Raw genomic sequence first — 16,679 nt, forward strand, 5'->3', positions numbered from 1 at the left:
CGGTCAGGTCAGGCCGAGCTTGTTCCGTTTGGCCGGCTTGCCGCATTCGCGCCGGCTGATCGACCGGTTCATGGCGTCGATCTTGCCGCTTGCCTGGTCGGCGTCGCGTTTGGCTTTTGAGCGCATATCCGGCGTGAACGGGCCAAAGCCCGTCGCCGGGTTGGAGAACGACGGCTTGGCGTCCACCGGCAGATGATATTGCTGCGCCAGGCCGTTTCGTTGCGCCAGCAATTGATCGCAAGGCACCTTGTCATATAGCAGCGAGGACTGGACGTTTTCGTCCTGCCGTTCGGACATCGAATTGCCGACGCAGCCGGCCATCGCCAGGCAAGATGCCAAGACCGTCATGTTCCAGCGCATGAACGTGCTCCTTGTCTTTCGCAGCTGCGGCTTCTCATGCGCAGCGGCAGAAGTCTTAGCCAGATTTTACGCTGCCGGAAAGCAAGCTTGCCACTACGGCCAGCCCTTCGACCGGTTCGCGGCGATCCTGCCGGATGATCGTTGCCTGCAGCGACAGGATCGAAAAGCCGTCGGCATCCAGAACCCGCTCTACATAGCCTTGCGAATGCGCGTAGCGGCGCGACGGCTGCAGGGCGAAGCCGGCGCTGTCAGACGATTCTCCGCCCGGGAGCGTCTCGACGGAGAACGCAAACAGACCGCCGCCGGCAAGCATTCCGGCAATCTTGTTCACCACCTTTTCGAGTGCGCCGACATAGATGAACACATCGGCCGCCGTCACCAGATCGGCTTTCGGGCCAGAATAGCAAAAATCCTGCAGGTCCGTCTTGACGAGCAGATCGTAGACGCCTTTGGCGCGCGCCTGCCTCAGCATGCCGGCCGAGATGTCGTAACCCTCCAGCCGGTCGGCGATCGGCCGCAGCTTTTGGCCCATGAGGCCGGTGCCGCAGCCGAGATCGAGCGCCAGCGAAAACTGGCCCGGCCGTGCTGCCCGGATGGCGCGGTCGAGGCATTCGGGCAGACGGTAGCCGAGCCTGTCGACCAGTTCACCCTCGAAACTCCCGGCATAGTGGTCGTACAGCGTCTCGACGAAGGCGCTGGGCGGCGCCTGGGCCGCCGCCACCCTGCCGATCAATTGCAGCTTGAGCACCGCGCCGAGCCTGTCCGCCGGGTCCAGCCGCAGCGCCGTCGTCCAGGCCTGCGCGGCACGATCGCGCGCGCCCGCCGCTTCCTGCATCTCGCCGAGGCGGAACCAGCCGGCTGGCCATTGCGGCGCCAGTTCGAGCGCGCCGAGCAGCAATTCCGCCGCTGCCGCATGATCGCCGGATGCATAAAGCATTTCGGCATAGTCGGCGCGGCGGTCGGCGGTCAAATCGCCGGACGAGGTCTGGAGCGGTTTCATGCGATCGGGTTCCGCCGGGTGTTTGCAGCCGGCTTGCGCTCTATGCTGGAGTCAGCAGTGACTTACAACAGGCTTCCCGCGCCGGAATTAGCGCCTATCTTGGGGCCATGCACGCCAGCGACCTGCTTCATCCCCGGCCGGAAGGGCTGTATTGCCCGCCCGGCGATTTCTTCATCGACCCGGTGCGGCCGGTCAACCGGGCGCTGATCACACATGGCCATTCCGACCATGCCCGCTCCGGCCACCGCTCGGTGATGGCGACGCAGCAGACGCTCGACATCATGGGGCTGCGCTACGGCGACAGTTTTGCCGGAACGACGCAAGCCGCCGTGCTCGGCGAGACGATTGCGCTCGACGGCGTCACCGTCAGCTTTCACCCGGCCGGCCATGTGCTGGGCTCGGCCCAGATCAAGGTCGCGCACCAGGGCACGTGCATCGTCGCGTCCGGCGACTATAAACGCCAGAAGGACGCGACCTGCGAGCCGTTCGAGCCGCTCAAATGCGATGTCTTCATCACCGAGGCGACGTTCGGCCTGCCGGTGTTTCGGCATCCGCCCGATTCCGAAGAGATCGCCCGGCTGCTGAAATCGACCGAACAGTTTCCCGAGAGAACGCATCTGGTCGGCGCTTATGCGCTGGGCAAGGCGCAGCGCGTCATGCGGCTGCTGCGCGATGCCGGCTACGAAAAGCCGATCTACATCCACGGCGCGCTGGCCAAGCTCAGCGAATATTACCAGAGCCAGGGCATCGATCTCGGCACATTGGAACCGGCGACCGTCGAGACCGGCCAAAAAAGCGACTTTGCCGGCGCCATCGTCGTCGGCCCGCCATCCGCCTTCGCCGATCGCTGGGCGCGGCGTTTTCCCGATCCGATGTCGTGCTTCGCCTCAGGCTGGATGCGCATCCGCCAGCGCGCCAAGCAGGGCGGCGTCGAGCTGCCGCTGATCATCTCCGATCACTCCGACTGGGACGAGCTGACGGCGACGATCAAGGAGACCGGCGCCGAAGAAATCTGGGTAACGCATGGCCGCGAGGAGGCTCTGGTGCGCTGGTGCGAACTCGAAGGCATTGCCGCCAGACCGCTGCATCTCGTCGGCTACGAGGACGAGGGCGATTGATGGTGTTTTTGGATCCAGCAATCGCCGGTACGGCGCTCTGCGGCAAGCCTTTCTCATTGGCGTCGCCCCTTCCATGAACCGCTTCGCCGAGCTTCTCGACCGGCTGGTGCTGACGCCGTCGCGCAACGGCAAGCTGACGCTGTTGACCGACTATTTCCGCAGCGTCGAGGATCCGGACCGCGGGCTGGCGCTGGCGGCCATTACCGGCGATCTGTCCATCGCCGCGGTCAAGCCGGCGATGCTGCGCACACTGGTGATCGAGCGCATGGATCCGGTGCTGTTCGGCTATTCCTACGACTATGTCGGCGACCTGGCCGAGACCGTGTCGCTGGTCTGGCCGCAAGCGCCGGTCGACGTTGCGAACCACGAGCCGACGCTGGCCGAGGTGGTGGCCAAGCTGCAGGCGGCGAGCCGTTCCGACGGGCCGCAGGTGCTGGCCCGGCTGCTCGACAGCGCCAGCACGTCGGCGCGCTTCGCCATCATAAAGCTGGTCACCGGCGGCCTGCGCATCGGCGTCTCGGCGCGGCTGGCCAAGCAGGCACTGGCCGATTTCGGCAAGGTCGATATCGCCGAGATCGAGGAACTCTGGCACGGGCTGACGCCGCCCTATATCGGGCTGTTCGCCTGGCTGGAGGGTAAAGCGGAAAAGCCCAGGAAAACGGCGCTGGCGCTGTTCAGGCCGGTGATGCTGTCGAATGCCGTCGGCGACGGCGACCTCGAAAGGCTCGACCCGGCCGACTACGCGGCCGAATGGAAATGGGACGGCATCCGCGTCCAGGCGGCTTGCGAAGGCGGCATTCGCCGGCTCTATTCGCGCACCGGTGACGACGTCTCCGGCGCCTTTCCGGATCTTGCCGAGGCGATGGATTTTTCAGGCGCCCTCGACGGCGAGCTTCTGGTCGGAGACCCCAGGCAGGCGACGGGCACGTTCTCGGACCTGCAGCAACGGCTGAACCGCAAGAGCGTGTCGCCCAAGATCCAGCAGCAATACCCCGCCTTCATGCGGTGCTACGATGCGCTGCAGATTGGTGACGAGGATTTGCGCGGACTTCCCTTCCGCGAACGGCGCGGCCGGCTCGAGGCCTTCGTCAGGACGCTCGATCCGAGCCGCTTCGATCTGTCGCCGCTGGTCGAATTCACCAACTGGCAGGCACTCGAGGAATTGCGCCGCAAGCCGCTGCATCCGGTCATCGAAGGCGTCATGCTGAAGCGCTGGGATTCGCCGTATGTGGCCGGTCGGCCGAAGGGCCCGTGGTTCAAATGGAAGCGCGATCCGCACACGGTCGACGCCGTGCTGATGTACGCCCAGCGCGGCCACGGCAAACGCTCGAGCTTCTATTCCGACTACACATTCGGCGTCTGGTCCGGGCCGGAAGGATCGGAGGAGCTAGTCCCGGTGGGAAAAGCCTATTTCGGCTTCACCGACGAGGAACTGAGGCAGATCGACAAATATGTCCGCGACAATACGATCGAGCGCTTTGGCCCGGTCCGCTCGGTGCGTGCCGACCGCAGGAACGGGCTGGTGCTTGAGGTAGCATTCGAAGGGCTCAACCGCTCGACGCGGCACAAATCCGGCGTCGCCATGCGCTTTCCGCGCATTTCGCGGCTGCGCTGGGACAAGCCGGCGGCCGAAGCCGACCGCATCGAGACGCTGCAGGCGCTGCTCGATAGTTAATGCATGTCGCGCAAAAAAGAGTGCAGCGGTTTTGCGGTAACGACATGCATCAAAACAAGAACCTGAAGCGCGTCGCATGAGGCCGGAACGCGACGTGCTTTAGGGAACGACAGAAACGCGGATCTCGTAGATGTCGACCGACTTGCCCTGCTTGTCGAAGTCGGAATTAATGGCGATGGTGCCGGCAGCGCCCGGACGCTTGTTGGGAAAGCGCACGTCGAACAGATATTCATTGCGCTCGCGACCGACGGCATAGCGCTTGCGGCCGCAGTCGCCGAGTTCGCCGAAATTGCAATCGACGGAAATCTGCGTCTCCTGGCCCTCCTCGGAGCGCGCGATGATGTCGAATGTGGCATGCTTGCCGGCCAGTTTTTCCAGCACGCCTTGTCCGACGTCGAAGCTGATGGCCGAGCCGGATGCCCCCGAGCGGATGCGCAGGAAGGAACCGCTTTCGTCCTGGATGACGTCGGCCTTGGTGTCCGACGGTGCATTGACCTGCGTCGGGTCACCCGGCGAAAAGACGTTGATCCAGTCGTGCGCCTGGTCCGCCTCGCCCTGCTTCGGCGGCGAAGCGGTGTCGTCCGGCGTGAAATCATCGCCGTCGACCGTTGGCGGCGCTTCCGGCGGCGCCGTGTCGAGCTCGGTCGCCGATTTGAAGACGCCGGTCTGGTTGGCGAAATAAAGGCCGATGCCGGCGGCTGCGAGCAGCGTCACACCGAAGAAGATCGCGGTCAAGGGCAGGCGCCGCCGCCTCGCCCGCCGGTCGTCGCGGTCGGGCGTCACTTCCGCGTCGTCGGTTTCGGCGTCGGCTTCGGTCGGAACCGAGGCCCCCATGTCGATCACCGGCGCCTCGGCAACAGGCGCATCGGGCATGATGTCGGGAACGACCGGCAGGACGCGCGACCGCGGCGCATCGGATTCGGGCGGCTGCGCCGGACCGTCAACGACGACATCGGGCGACGGCGCGGCTTCAGCTTCGGCCGGGGGCTCCACCTCCGGTGCTGCCTCCAAACTGTCGGTCGGCGCGGCGACGTCGGCAACCGCCGGCAGGAATTCCGATTCGATTTCGGTGATCTTCGCCTGGACCGCCTTGCGCCGCTTGATGGCGACTTCCACGGTGACGTTTGGATTGGCCTGCAGGGCACGGTCGAGTGCCGCGAAAGCCGATCGATAGACCCGCTCGCGAAACGCCCGGTCGTCGGCATTGCCTTTCTCGAAGGCATTGCGGATCGCTTTTTCGATCGCGTCCAAGCGAATTCCCTCTGCAATTTCACTCACATTGCCATGATCGTTAGCCGCAGGCGACCAATCAATCAACAAGCGAGCGGCCGCATTCTGCCTTGCCGAGGGGCACAAAGCTCATTTCGGCGGTTTTCGGTAAAGGAATCAACATTTTTCGCTGATTTTCCCGCCACCGCCAACGTGGCGGACGGGACGGCCTGCCGATACGGCATCACGCGGCCAATGGTAGATCCGCGCGGCGGCTGCCCTTGCGCCCGGCCGGAGGCGGCACGAATTGCCTCGTCCTGAAATCGCGACTGCCATCTTGAATTCGCGGCCGGTTGCGTCTATCACGCAGCCCATCTTGGAAGCTCGGCTTCCCGGGCCGCTTTAGCTCAGTTGGTAGAGCACATCATTCGTAATGATGGGGTCAGGTGTTCGAGTCACCTAAGCGGCACCAAACGGCCTATCCCGCGCGCCTGCTTCAACCAGCGCTCAGCCGAGTGGAAAAGCTGACGCCGCCGAGACGAGGGCGAGCATTGCCAGCACGATCCCCGCCGCCCGACAGATGACGCGATGATGCCGCACCGCGGCAGCGCGCACGAGCGGACGCGAAAGCGCGACGGCCAGGAATCCGTACCAGCCTATGTCGATGATGGCGACGATGGCCGCGACCATCAGCATCTCGTTCGAGGTCCGGATCGGCAGCATCAGCCCCATGAAGGCGACGGCGAAGAAAGTGGCGGTTTCAGGCGAGAGAATGCTGATGAGAAACCCTCCGGCAAACAATCCGGCCTGCCGAGGCGCTTCGCCGATGGCCGGCGGCGCCGTTCTGGCGATGCGCAGGGCCATCCAGCCAAGGACGGCCGCACCGGCGATCTTGACCGCCGGCACCGACAGCGACCCGGAAAGATGAACGGCGCCAAACGCCACCAGGACCGCCAGCACGGCGGTACCGGCGCCGATCCCGGCCACCAGCGGGATCGTCCTGCCAAAGCCGTGCAAGGAGGCAAGGCTGCCGGTCGCGAGGCCAATAGGGCCTGGCGTGATCATGATCACCGTATATGCCGCCAGGAATTGCAGCATCGCCGTCGACAGAATAAGCGAACTTGACATGCCAGTCTCCCGTTTGCTGCGCCGATTACAGATTAGAGAAGAATCACCGTCGCGCTCCCACTCCCTGTTTCTCACCATGCGACGCGAAAATGCTTAGATGTTTTCAGATTTACTTTCCAAATAGAAGAATATCCCCGCGTGCCCAAAGCAGGTAACAGACGAGAAGCGTCGCAGGGATTGCGATAGCCTGGATCTGATCGGTGCGAGCGTCAGCAATGACGCGGGCGACTTCGGTCGCGGTGACGATAATTGCCGGAAAGCGGCTGAGCAGTACCGAAAGGCGGAAGAGCTCCGGCATTTTGAGGCCGAAGAGCACCGCGCCATGCGCGCCGAGCCTGAAGGCACTGCCGAACTTGCCCACGGCATGGAGCAACCCCGATGTCACGACCAGGATTGGATTGCCGACGAGCAGCAGACTTGACCCGAGCACCAATGACCCGGTGCCGGACAGAAAATCTGCGCGCTGTATTACCGACGGGTCGAGATGTCCGTTGCTGAGGGCGCGATGATACTCCTCGCCGCTGCGCAAGAAGATGGCGCTCGCCACCAGCAGCGCCAGTGAGTTCCAGCCGCCGGCGAGGTCGTGGCCGAACATTAGAGGCGCGGCGAAAGTGCTGCTCGCCTCGGTTAGCGCCAACCGAATCTGCATGAACATGGCCATGCCGAGGCCCAGCACATTACCGGCAATATAACAGCCTCCGGGTCCTGAAAGCCGCACCGCGACCGCTTGTGCCAATCGTTGTCCTGGCCAGCGCCGCTGGGCATCCGCTTTTTCGCTTGCCGACATCTTCCCTGCTCCTGGTACGATCCGCCCCAGCGACGGACGCCGGCGGCGGCCCCCGTTCCGCCGCCGTTGCCCGCCTTCTCCCCCGGATCGTGAAGGCGTCGTGGTGTTGGGAGGTCCATCCACGCTGCGAGCAGAAGCCTACGCGGAGCGGCGGGCGTGCAAATCGGTACCGCCACCCATTTTTAGGCGGTCGATTTCCCAGTTTTCGCGGAAATTTTGCTGTGGGAACTACCCAGAGCCTGTTCCATCTCGACAGAATCGGCTGGGATCATGATCCAGTCTGGTGCGGTTCCAGCGGATGGGTGCCCGTCAACAGCCACGGCTCGCCTCGCAGGCGCAGGAGGATGTCCATGCGGTTTGCGGCATTGAGCTTGCCGAGCAGCGAGGAGACGTGATGCTCGATCGTGCGGGGCGAGCGCGACAGATGTCGCGCGACCTCCTTGTTGCTGATGCCCTGGGCGATCAGGGCGAGCACCTTCTGCTCGTGCCGTGTCAGGCCGAGTGGATGGCGGCGAGCTGCCGCATAGGGTCCGCGCTGCACCTTCGGCAGCAGGCCTGACAGGCCCTGACGCTGCGCAAGCTTGCGCGCGAGCGCCCCGGCCGCGGGCGCGTCGATCTGGTCGAGCATCGCCACGGCGCGAGCGAGCGCCGCCCCCGCATCCGCCCCACGAACCTGCATGAGGGAAAGCGCTGCCTCATAGGGCAGCGACAAACGCGTCCACTCCGCCGCGGCGGTCTGCGGATCGCCGAGAAGCTCGGCGGACCAGGGCGAGGGAATCGGCGCCGATTGCGCCGGCAGCGACCCGGGCATTCCGCATCGACGCCACCAGACCGACAATTCGCCAAGGTCCCGGGGGCGGAAATTGTCGAGGTTCATAGCCGCCAGCTCGGTAAGCTGCGCGTGGCTGGCGCCGACATCCTCGGCAAGCCAGGCCGCCTCCGCCAGCGCCAGGCGAACCGGGACGATACGCTGCGGCTCGCCGGTCGTCTGGCCCTCCACAAGCGCGCGCTGCAAAAGGTCGACGCCGTCGGTCTCGCCCAGCCTTACGCGGACCGTGCCAAGCACGGTGAGCGCCGGCAAGTGCATCACCATCGGCAGGCGTTCCACATTCATGACGCCCTGAGCGATGGTTGCGGCCTCGCGAAACCGGCCCTGTTCCATGCAAAGCTGCGCCTGCCGGCCGAGCAGGTATTGCGCCGCCGAATCGAGGTCGTGCCTGGTGCAGAATGCGATGCCTTCGGCCAGCAGCCGCTCCGCCAGCTCGAAGTCCTTGGCCACCACCGCGCATTCCGCAAAGTTCGTATAGGCCCGCGCCGCATGGTCGTGGAGCCCGTGCTCGAGCGCCAGGGCAAGGCTTTCCTCCAGCCGCTCAACGCCGCCGGGGCGGTTGGCAAACATGAGCGCGGTTCCGACATTGTTGAGGGCGTGAACACGCGTCTCGACCTCGCCCAGCCGATCAGCCAGACTGATCGCGCGCTCGCCCCATTCGATCGCCTCATCGAAACGATAGTGCAGCATGTGGAGCTGCGAGCGCGTGCTGTAGGCCATTGCCACCTCGGGACCGGGCGGCAGGCTTTCCACCTCACGCACGGCCTGGTCCGCATATTCCTCCGCCTGCGGGCCTTCGCCGCGCCGCCAGTGCAGCCGCGACAGCCAGCGTAGATTAAGGCCTACCTTGTCGATCCGGCCCAGCTGCCGCCAGATAGCGATGGCGCGATGCCGGGCCTCGATGATGGCGTCATAGACAAGCAGCGCCAACCCGGCCTCGTATGCCCAGTCCTCATGGAGCTGCGCGGCCAGCTCCGGCGGGGCCTGGTCGACATATCTGAGTGCGGTCGCCAGATGCGAGGCCGCCTCCCGATGCGCCCCCAGGCGCGCGGCTTGGCTGGCGGCGAGCGGCGCAAGTTCGAGCACGCGTTCGCCATTGTCGGCGCCGCCGGCGTGGTGCACGCGGCGCGAAAGCAGAGCGCTTGCCTGCGAGGCCGGAACTTCCGAGAGTGCCGCTTCGACCTTCGCATGGAGCGAGCGTTGCACAGAGGGGGAGAGCCGGTCGAGCGTCGCTTCCCTGGCAAGCTCGTGACGAAATGTCAGCGCGCCCTGGTCGTCCCGCCGCAGCAATCCGCGCACGACACATCGATCGACGAGCACTTCGGCCTCGGCCCCGAGAAGGGCCCGGATCAGCCACGGCTCAACGCTGCCCGGCATGATGCTCATGACCTCCAGGACGTCGCGCTCTCCCGGCGTCAGGCGCGACAGGCGCGACCACACCGCGTCGCGTATGGAATCGGGCACACGCGCCGATTCGGTCTCGCTGCTGGACAGGAGCTCGGTAACGAAGAAGGGATTGCCCTCGGTAATGCGATAAAGCCCATCGGCGGAGCGGCCGGCCTGTTCGGCCAGCATTGTCACCGCCTGGGGAGACAGCGGTCTAAGCGTCACGCGGCGTACCGAGGCGGCGGGAAGATCGCCGAGCACGTGGGTCAGCGGGTGATCGGCGTTCAAATCCTCTCTGCGCATGCTCAGCACCAGCATGGTGCGGAGCAGGGAGACGCGGCGCCCGAGATATCTTACGAGGTCGAGCGTCGCATTGTCCGCCCAATGCATGTCCTCGAAGATGAGCACGGTCGTGCCCTTGGCGCGCTGCAGCGCATTCAGCAATGCCGGGAAAGCCGCTCCGGCGCAGCGGTCTCCTCAAGCAGCGCCGCCACGCGCGGGTCGAGCAAGTGCGCCATGTCCTGGAGAGGGCCCAATGGGCGCGGCGTGAAGAGCGCCTCGCACCAGCCCCACAGCACCCGGCAGTCCCGGTCCGCGTTTTCCGCGAATTCGCGCAGCAGAGAGGTCTTGCCCAGGCCCGCCTCGCCGTGCACCAGCACGGTCCCGCCATGTCCGGCAGCAGCTCTCTCGGCCGCGGCCAACAAAGCTCCAAGTGGGTCCTCTCGCTCAAGCAGCATCAAGCCCGCGCCTCCAGAATATTGAAGGTACAACAGCAGGCAATGAGTGCAACACAGTCGTTTCACATGGCCGGGGATGTTTGGCAAATAGCCGCTCGGAACCGGGCGTCATTTGTCCTGGAGCAGATATGTTTGCTGCTGCCGTAGGCACGAAGGCCACAGAACAGGCAGACCGCCACGGCTGCAAGCCGTCGGCAGGCCTGGCGAAGCGGACAGGATAGCCTTCACTTCCTTGGTGACAGTGGCGAAAGAAACGCGTTCCATAGATCCAGCCCCAAGCCCATCTCATCGTCGGCTGTTCCGGCCTGACGTTCAACAGGGGGAGAAAATCATGGAAGAGGAAGACGACATCCTGAGCGACCTGAGCTATGTCGCCGAAAATTTCGACGATGTGGGAAAGGAAACGATCATTCTGGTGCTGGAAGCCGCGATCGCCGAGATCATCGGCCTCAGAATCACCGTGCAGACTGCCGCGTCGAAGGCGAAATGGGCGCCAGACTGAGTTGCAGCCGGGGTTGAACGAGCGCCTCAGCTCACCGGATTGTCGCCCAGCGACGCCACAGTCTTCAGCGCGCCGTCGAGCATGTCGCCCTTTTCGTCCTTCAGCGCCGCTTCGCGCAGGCGCCGGATCCAGTCTGCGGCGTCCGGGCGGCCCTTGAGCTGGTCGAGCGCCGACAGCACCCGGTCGAATTTCGACTGGGCGCGGGCGTGGGTGTCGCTGTAACCCTTGATCAGCCGGCGGCAGTTGAGGATCTCCGTACCAAGCGCGTAGTCCTGGCCGACTTGGCCCAGCGCCAGCGCATACCAGCGCTCGAGATGCGCGGTCTCGGCCTTGTGGCGCAGCAGGCGGCGGCGCCAGCGGCGCAGGCCGGCGATGAACCACAAAGCGGCAAAGCCGGCGAAACTGTCGGTGCGGATGCGGCGGCCGCGATTGATGCGGCGGTCGAGAAAGGCGGCGAGCTTCGGCCGGTCCTCGATGTAGCTGCCGAGCCCGGCCGGCAGCGTGCCGCAGAATTCCTCGATGCGCGGATGGAAATATTCGGTCACCTGCAGGACCGAGCCGTCCCTGACGCCGACCTCGCGGCGTACGCGTCGGTCGCGGCTAGAGCGCGTCTTCAGGTCGGCGACGCGGATCATGTCGTCGTAGCACATGGCGTTGGCCAGATGCTTGGCGGCGGCGATCGACAGCGCGTAGGCGTGTTCGACATCGTCCAGAGCGACGGCCTTGTCGAGCCTATCGAGATACTCGCCGCCATAAGCAACGTCCTGATAGTCAACCACTTTTTTCAGGCCGCGAAGCGCCATGTCGCGGACCGGAGCCGGCAAAGCATCGACCCGGGCGGCCAGCGATTGCCAGCCTTTTAACAGGCTTTCCGGACCGCTGACTTTTGTCGTCGCGGCTAAGCCGGTTTCGGCGGCCGCCGGCCCTGCAGTCTTGTCGCCCGAAGGCGCACTCGCGATGCCGCGCGCCCGATCGTAGGCGGCGCCGAAGGCGGCTAGGCTGGCCTTGACACCACGGCCGCCGGCACTGACCGCCTGCTCATAGCTTTCGCGACTGAACGGCAAGGCGTCGGAGCCGGCCAGCGCGCCGAGCAGGCTGGCCGAGATCATCGAGCCATTGTCGGCGGCGATCTTCTCCATGTCGAAGGCAATGAAGCGCTTGGCCGCGGCTTCCGCCGTGGCATGCACCTTGGAGGACGAGGCGCGGCCGTCGCCGGGCTCGATCTTCTCCGAGACCGCGGCGATGCGGTGCGACGAGGCGATCAGCGTGGTGCGCTCGGGCGTGACGAAGCCGCGGATGATGGCGCGGCCGGCCTCCATCAGTTCGGCGGCAATCAGGATGTCGACGTCGCCCTGCGACGGCGACAGCGCGAAGACCGGCAGGCGGCCGGTGTCGCGGCACATTTCGACATAATAGATGGTGGCGCCGGTGCGCTGGGCAACGCCGGCAACGGAGGTCGATTGCGCGACGTAGCCGTTGCGCTCGGCGACGTCGGTGATCCAGTCGGCCAGCACGCCACCGCCCTGGCCGCCGACCGCCAGCACGGCAAGCTTGATGACGCGCTCGTCTTCGGGGGCGCCGGCTTTCGAGCGCGATGAGGGCACGGCGTCAAGCATCGGCGAATGTCAGGCGCCGGTTTTCACGGCGCCGCTGCAAGAGACCGATCATGGCGCGACGCGCGGCTTCAAGGAAACGGTCCCAGCGGCTCGGATTGTGGACGACATCGGCGCGGTAGAAGGACGGGCAGAGTACCGCCGCATCGGCGACCTCGCCGCAATTGCCGCAACCGACGCAGCTTTGGTCGATATGCGCCACCGGATCGTCGCGCAACGGATCGTCGAGCGACTTCACCGAAAGCGACGGACAGCCGGACAGCCGCATGCAGGCATGGTCGCCGGTGCAGATATCTTCGTCGACACCGAATTTCGGCTTGACTATGCGCGTCCCGCCCTTGATCGCCTTGTCGACCAGCGGCTTTTCGCGGCGCTGCCGGTTGAGCATGCATTCGGACGATGCGACAATGACTTTCGGGCCCTTCTCGTCCGTCGTCAGCGCCTCGCGCAGCGTGTCTTGCATTCTGGTTACGTCGTAGGTGCGGTCGATGTGGCGCAGCCATTTGACGCCCATGCCCTTCACCGCCTCGGTGATCGGGTGCTTGGTCGACTTGGTCTTGTTGCCGGCGCGGGACGACAGGATGTCCTGCCCTCCGGTCGCGGCCGAATAGAAATTGTCGACGATGACGATGACGCCGTCATTCTTGTTGAACACGGCATTGCCGACCGAGGAGGTCAGGCCGTTGTGCCAGAAGCCGCCGTCGCCGACGAAGGAGATCGAGCGGCGCTTGGCATCGGGCGAATTGAACGCCGAAGCCGAGGCCGGCCCCAGCCCGTAGCCCATGGTAGTGGCACCTAGCTCGAAAGGCGGCATGATCGAGAACAGATGGCAGCCAATGTCGGAGGCGATGTGGTGCTTGCCCAGCTCCTGCTCGACCAGCTTGGTGGCGGCGAAGATCGGCCGCTCCGGGCAGCCGACGCAGAAGCCGGGCGGCCGGCCCGGGACGACGTTGATCAGGTCGGCGGTGTCGAGCCCGTCGCCGATCTTGTTCGGCGCGCGGACCTCGCTTGGCAGCAGATGCGGGATGGTGGCACGCAGGAACGATCCGATGCCGTCGAGCATCACCTGGCCGGTATATTCGCCGGCCGTAGGCAGATGTTCCTTGCCGACGAGCCTGGTGCCGCGGCCGGCCTTGTGCAGCATCGCGGCAAAGGCCTGTTCGATGTAGTTGGGCTGGCCTTCCTCGACGACGAGAACGGCGTCCTTGCCTTCGCAGAAGGACAGGAACTCGTCATCGACCAGCGGGTATACGGCGTTCAGCACATAGAGCGGCACGTCGGTGTCGCCATAAGTGTCGGCGAGGCCGAGCCGCTGCAGCGCCCGGATGACCGAATTGTACATGCCGCCCTGCATGACGATGCCGACCGAGCCATGCTCCGGGCCGAAAAACTCGTTGATCTTGTTGGCGCGGATGAAATCCACCGCCGCCGGCCAGCGTTTCTGCACCTTTTCCTTCTCGTGCAGGAAGGACGCGGGCGGCAGCACGATGCGGCCGGTGTCGCGGCGCGGCGCCTCGAGCGCATCGGCCACAGTCATTGCCGGGCGCTTATTGTCCTTGGCGATGAAATGGCCGTGGACATGGCAGCAGCGAATACGGACCTGCAGCATGACCGGCGTGTTGGAAACCTCGGACAGCTCGAAGCCGTCCTCCACCGCCTTGACGATCGACGGCAGGTTCGGTCGCGGGTCGAGCAGCCAGACCTGGCTCTTCATGGCAAAGGCGTGGCTGCGCTCCTGCATGATCGAGGAGCCTTCGCCGTAATCCTCGCCGACGATGATCAATGCACCGCCGGTGACGCCGCCGGAAGCGAGATTGGCGAGCGCGTCGGAGGCGACATTGGTGCCGACCGTCGACTTGAAGGTCGCCGCGCCGCGGATAGGATAATGCACGGATGCCGCAAGCATAGCGGTGGCGGTCGCCTCCGAGGCGCTCGCCTCGAAATGCACGCCGAGCTCGCCCAGGATATCCTGCGCGTCGGCCAGCACGTCCATCAAATGGCTGATCGGCGCGCCCTGATAGCCGCCGACATAGCCTACGCCGCATTGCAGCAGCGCCTTGGTGATGGCGAGAATACCTTCGCCGGAAAACTCCTCGCCGGCGCCGAGCCTGAGCTTTTCGACTTCCTTGGCAAAAGACCGTTCGGCCATTTTGGGCTCCTTCCGTTACCGCCCCGATGGCGGCGCGTAAGATCAGATGTCGTGCTTGCGAATGTTCTTCAGCATCTTCTGCAATGTCGCGATCAGCGCCGCGTATTCGGCATCGTCGACATCGTCGAACATTGCCTCGAAAGCGTTGTGCATGGCCGGCCAGGCGCGCGCGAACTCGGCGCGGCCATCGTCGGTCAGGAACACATGGCGGATACGGCTGTCGGTGACCCCCTGCTCGCGCCGCACAAACCCTTGCCCCTCCAGCGTGTCGAGCGTGCGGCTCAAGGTCGACTGCTCGATGACGGTATAGACCGAGAGATCGTTGACGGTGACGCCATCGGTGACCGACAACACAGCCAGCGTGCGCACCTGCGGAATGGTCAGACCCTGCTTGCGGAAATTGTCACGCAAGGTGGCGTTGTAGCGGCCCATGATACGGTTCATCAGATAGGGCGCGAATTGCTGCAGGCCGATCTGGCCCAAAGTCGAGATGCGCTGGCGCTTTTCAACCTTCTGTTCCATCACAGCCTCCCCGCCAGGAGAAAGCCGGAGCCGCCGCCCAAGCCAGCACCCGGATGGGTCGAGGCACCGATGTGGTAGAGACCCCTGACCCCGGTGGCGTGATTGCGGCTCGTCTTGAACGGCCGCCACAGAAACGACTGGTCGATAGCCGAGTAACCGCCATAGGGGTCGCCGCCGACCAGATTGATGTTCATCGCTTCCAGGTCGGCCGGCGAACAGGCGCGGCGTGCGATGACGCTGTCCTTGAACCCATCGATATGGCTGGCAAGGATCGCTTCGGCACGGTCGGCATAGGCTTCGCGCAGCGCCTCGGTCCAGCGACCGTCTGCCGGTGTTTGCAGTTTGCCGGCGGCATCGCCCTTGATATGCCGTGGCGCCTCGGGCAGTTGCAGCCACAGGACCGCCTTGCCGTCCGGGCAGCGCGATGGGTCGAGCGCGTGCGGCTGGCCGATGCACATGGTCGGCACCTCCGGCAGCATGCCGCGCACGGCTTCGTTGCAGGCCTTCGAGACGCCGTCGAGCCCCGGCGTCAGATGCAGCAGCGCGACCTTGTCCAGGCCCTCGCCGCGCCATGCCGGCGGCTTGTCCAAGGCATAGTGGATCTGGAAATTGCCCTTGCCGTAGCGGTATTTTTGCGCTGCCTCGACGTCTGCTTTCGGCGCCGCGTCGCCGAGCAGCCGCTCGTAGAGCTGGGTCGGCGTGACCGAGCAGATGACGCTCTTGTTCACGTTGATCGTTTCGCCCGAAGCCAGCCGCACGCCGGCGGCGCGGCCTCCGCTTTGGACAATAGCCGCGACGTCGGCGCCGGTGCGGATTTCGCCGCCACGTTCCCTGATCAGGGCCTCGAAGGCGGCCAGCAGATTCCTGGCACCGCCCTTGACGATCGGCGCGCCGGCCGCCTCAAGCGCGAAGGCGATGACCTTGGCGATCTGGCCGGAGAACGCGTCCTCAGGCCCGAGGCCGGCATGCAGCACCCAGGGCGCCCACAGCGCGCGCATCGTTTCCGACTGGTAGGTGCTTTCCAGCCAACCGCGCGCCGGCACCAGCGCGCTGCCGAGAAAGGCGGCAAGGCCACGCGGGCCGCGCCGCCAGGCTTCACCCGCCAGCAGCCTGGCCGTCGGGTAGGACCACAGGCTGCCACCGAGCAGTCCGAACAGCAGACCGGCGTTGCGCTCGATCTCGCCGACATCGTTTGCGTGCCGGTCGCCGTCGCCCGCGGCAAGCGCATTGATCGCCGCTACATTGGCGATACGATCGGTGCGCAGGACGGCATGGCTGCCGTCCGGGCGCAGCACACCGGTCGGCGTGGAGCTGTTGCAAAACTCCAGGCCGTGCCGCGCCAGATCCTTGCCCAGCGCCGCATAGGCCGGCGAGGTGATGAACAGGACAAAGGTCGTCGCCATCACGTCGTGGATGAAGCCGGGCGCGGTGATTTCTTCGGTGCGCATGCAGCCGCCGATGCGGTCGTTGCGCTCGAGCACCAGCACCTTCGCCCCCTTGCCGCCAAGCATCGCCGAGCAGACCAGCGCGTTGATGCCGCTGCCGACGACGATGTGATCGGGAGCGCTCATCGATGCGTGCTCCTAGCAGAGATTGGCGCTCTACGGCGCCGTAGAGCCGCAGCTTTGCAAGGCTGCCGCTCCCACTCCGTCACCACAGTGCCA

Annotated in this window: 14 protein-coding genes and 1 tRNA gene; 4 read left to right on the top strand and 11 right to left on the bottom strand. The window is 65.2% G+C overall.

Annotated features, from left to right (window positions below; translation table 11 throughout):
- Positions 1-3: 3 nt before the first annotated feature.
- The gene (locus NKI08_RS02960; protein WP_352767100.1) at positions 4-360 is read right to left on the bottom strand and encodes a hypothetical protein; all 357 of its coding nucleotides are present in this window, start codon (positions 358-360) and stop codon (positions 4-6) included.
- 55 nt (positions 361-415) lie between these two features.
- Entirely contained in the window at positions 416-1,360 is a 945-nt protein-coding gene (locus NKI08_RS02965; protein WP_352767102.1) for a methyltransferase domain-containing protein, read from the bottom strand.
- A gap of 107 nt (positions 1,361-1,467) precedes the next feature.
- On the opposite strand from NKI08_RS02965, the gene NKI08_RS02970 reads away from it, so the two are divergent.
- Complete coding sequence (locus tag NKI08_RS02970) at positions 1,468-2,478, top strand: ligase-associated DNA damage response exonuclease (RefSeq protein ID WP_352767104.1); 1,011 nt, start codon at positions 1,468-1,470, stop codon at positions 2,476-2,478.
- 73 nt (positions 2,479-2,551) lie between these two features.
- Positions 2,552-4,153: a cisplatin damage response ATP-dependent DNA ligase gene (locus tag NKI08_RS02975; RefSeq protein WP_352540485.1), complete on the top strand. Its 1,602-nt coding sequence runs from the start codon at positions 2,552-2,554 to the stop codon at positions 4,151-4,153.
- A 99-nt stretch (positions 4,154-4,252) separates the two neighbouring features.
- Here NKI08_RS02975 and NKI08_RS02980 read toward each other — a convergent pair whose 3' ends face one another.
- Positions 4,253-5,404: a hypothetical protein gene (locus NKI08_RS02980; protein ID WP_352767107.1), complete on the bottom strand. Its 1,152-nt coding sequence runs from the start codon at positions 5,402-5,404 to the stop codon at positions 4,253-4,255.
- A 354-nt stretch (positions 5,405-5,758) separates the two neighbouring features.
- Between NKI08_RS02980 and NKI08_RS02985 the strand changes: the two genes are divergently transcribed.
- Positions 5,759-5,834: transfer RNA gene (locus NKI08_RS02985), tRNA-Thr, on the top strand.
- A gap of 35 nt (positions 5,835-5,869) precedes the next feature.
- On the opposite strand, the gene NKI08_RS02990 is transcribed toward NKI08_RS02985, so the two are convergent.
- From NKI08_RS02990 to NKI08_RS03005, 4 genes are all read right to left on the bottom strand, one after another.
- Positions 5,870-6,490 carry a LysE family translocator gene (locus tag NKI08_RS02990; protein ID WP_352767109.1) on the bottom strand — a complete coding sequence of 207 codons (621 nt, stop codon included), beginning with the start codon at positions 6,488-6,490 and terminating at the stop codon, positions 5,870-5,872.
- Positions 6,491-6,599: 109 nt separating this feature from the next.
- Positions 6,600-7,226: a hypothetical protein gene (locus NKI08_RS02995; RefSeq protein ID WP_352470024.1), complete on the bottom strand. Its 627-nt coding sequence runs from the start codon at positions 7,224-7,226 to the stop codon at positions 6,600-6,602.
- A 319-nt stretch (positions 7,227-7,545) separates the two neighbouring features.
- Positions 7,546-9,936, bottom strand: a complete 2,391-nt coding sequence (locus NKI08_RS03000) for an ATP-binding protein (RefSeq protein ID WP_352767111.1) — start codon at positions 9,934-9,936, stop codon at positions 7,546-7,548.
- On the bottom strand, positions 9,930-10,193 hold the full coding sequence (locus NKI08_RS03005) for an ATP-binding protein (RefSeq protein WP_352767113.1): 264 nt from the start codon (positions 10,191-10,193) through the stop codon (positions 9,930-9,932). Before NKI08_RS03005 ends, NKI08_RS03000 begins: the two co-directional genes overlap by 7 nt.
- Positions 10,194-10,560: 367 nt before the next feature.
- On the opposite strand from NKI08_RS03005, the gene NKI08_RS03010 reads away from it, so the two are divergent.
- Positions 10,561-10,731 (top strand): hypothetical protein, encoded by a 171-nt coding sequence (locus tag NKI08_RS03010; RefSeq protein ID WP_352681299.1) that lies wholly within the window; start codon positions 10,561-10,563, stop codon positions 10,729-10,731.
- A 26-nt stretch (positions 10,732-10,757) separates the two neighbouring features.
- Here NKI08_RS03010 and NKI08_RS03015 read toward each other — a convergent pair whose 3' ends face one another.
- Genes NKI08_RS03015 through NKI08_RS03030 form a run of 4 tightly spaced genes read right to left on the bottom strand, consistent with a single transcriptional unit; the run spans position 10,758 to position 16,586 of the window.
- Complete coding sequence (locus tag NKI08_RS03015; protein ID WP_352767116.1) at positions 10,758-12,347, bottom strand: indolepyruvate oxidoreductase subunit beta family protein; 1,590 nt, start codon at positions 12,345-12,347, stop codon at positions 10,758-10,760.
- On the bottom strand, positions 12,340-14,493 hold the full coding sequence (locus tag NKI08_RS03020; RefSeq protein ID WP_352767118.1) for a thiamine pyrophosphate-dependent enzyme: 2,154 nt from the start codon (positions 14,491-14,493) through the stop codon (positions 12,340-12,342). The genes NKI08_RS03015 and NKI08_RS03020 overlap by 8 nt, the downstream gene beginning before the upstream one ends.
- A 42-nt stretch (positions 14,494-14,535) precedes the next feature.
- A complete protein-coding gene (locus NKI08_RS03025; RefSeq protein ID WP_352767120.1) occupies positions 14,536-15,015 on the bottom strand; it encodes a MarR family winged helix-turn-helix transcriptional regulator in 480 nt (159 codons plus the stop codon).
- On the bottom strand, positions 15,015-16,586 hold the full coding sequence (locus NKI08_RS03030) for a phytoene desaturase family protein (RefSeq protein ID WP_352767122.1): 1,572 nt from the start codon (positions 16,584-16,586) through the stop codon (positions 15,015-15,017). Before NKI08_RS03030 ends, NKI08_RS03025 begins: the two co-directional genes overlap by 1 nt.
- Positions 16,587-16,679: the final 93 nt, after the last annotated feature.

Source organism: Mesorhizobium sp. M0768 (assembly GCF_040320195.1).
In the GTDB taxonomy this organism is placed as follows: domain Bacteria; phylum Pseudomonadota; class Alphaproteobacteria; order Rhizobiales; family Rhizobiaceae; genus Mesorhizobium.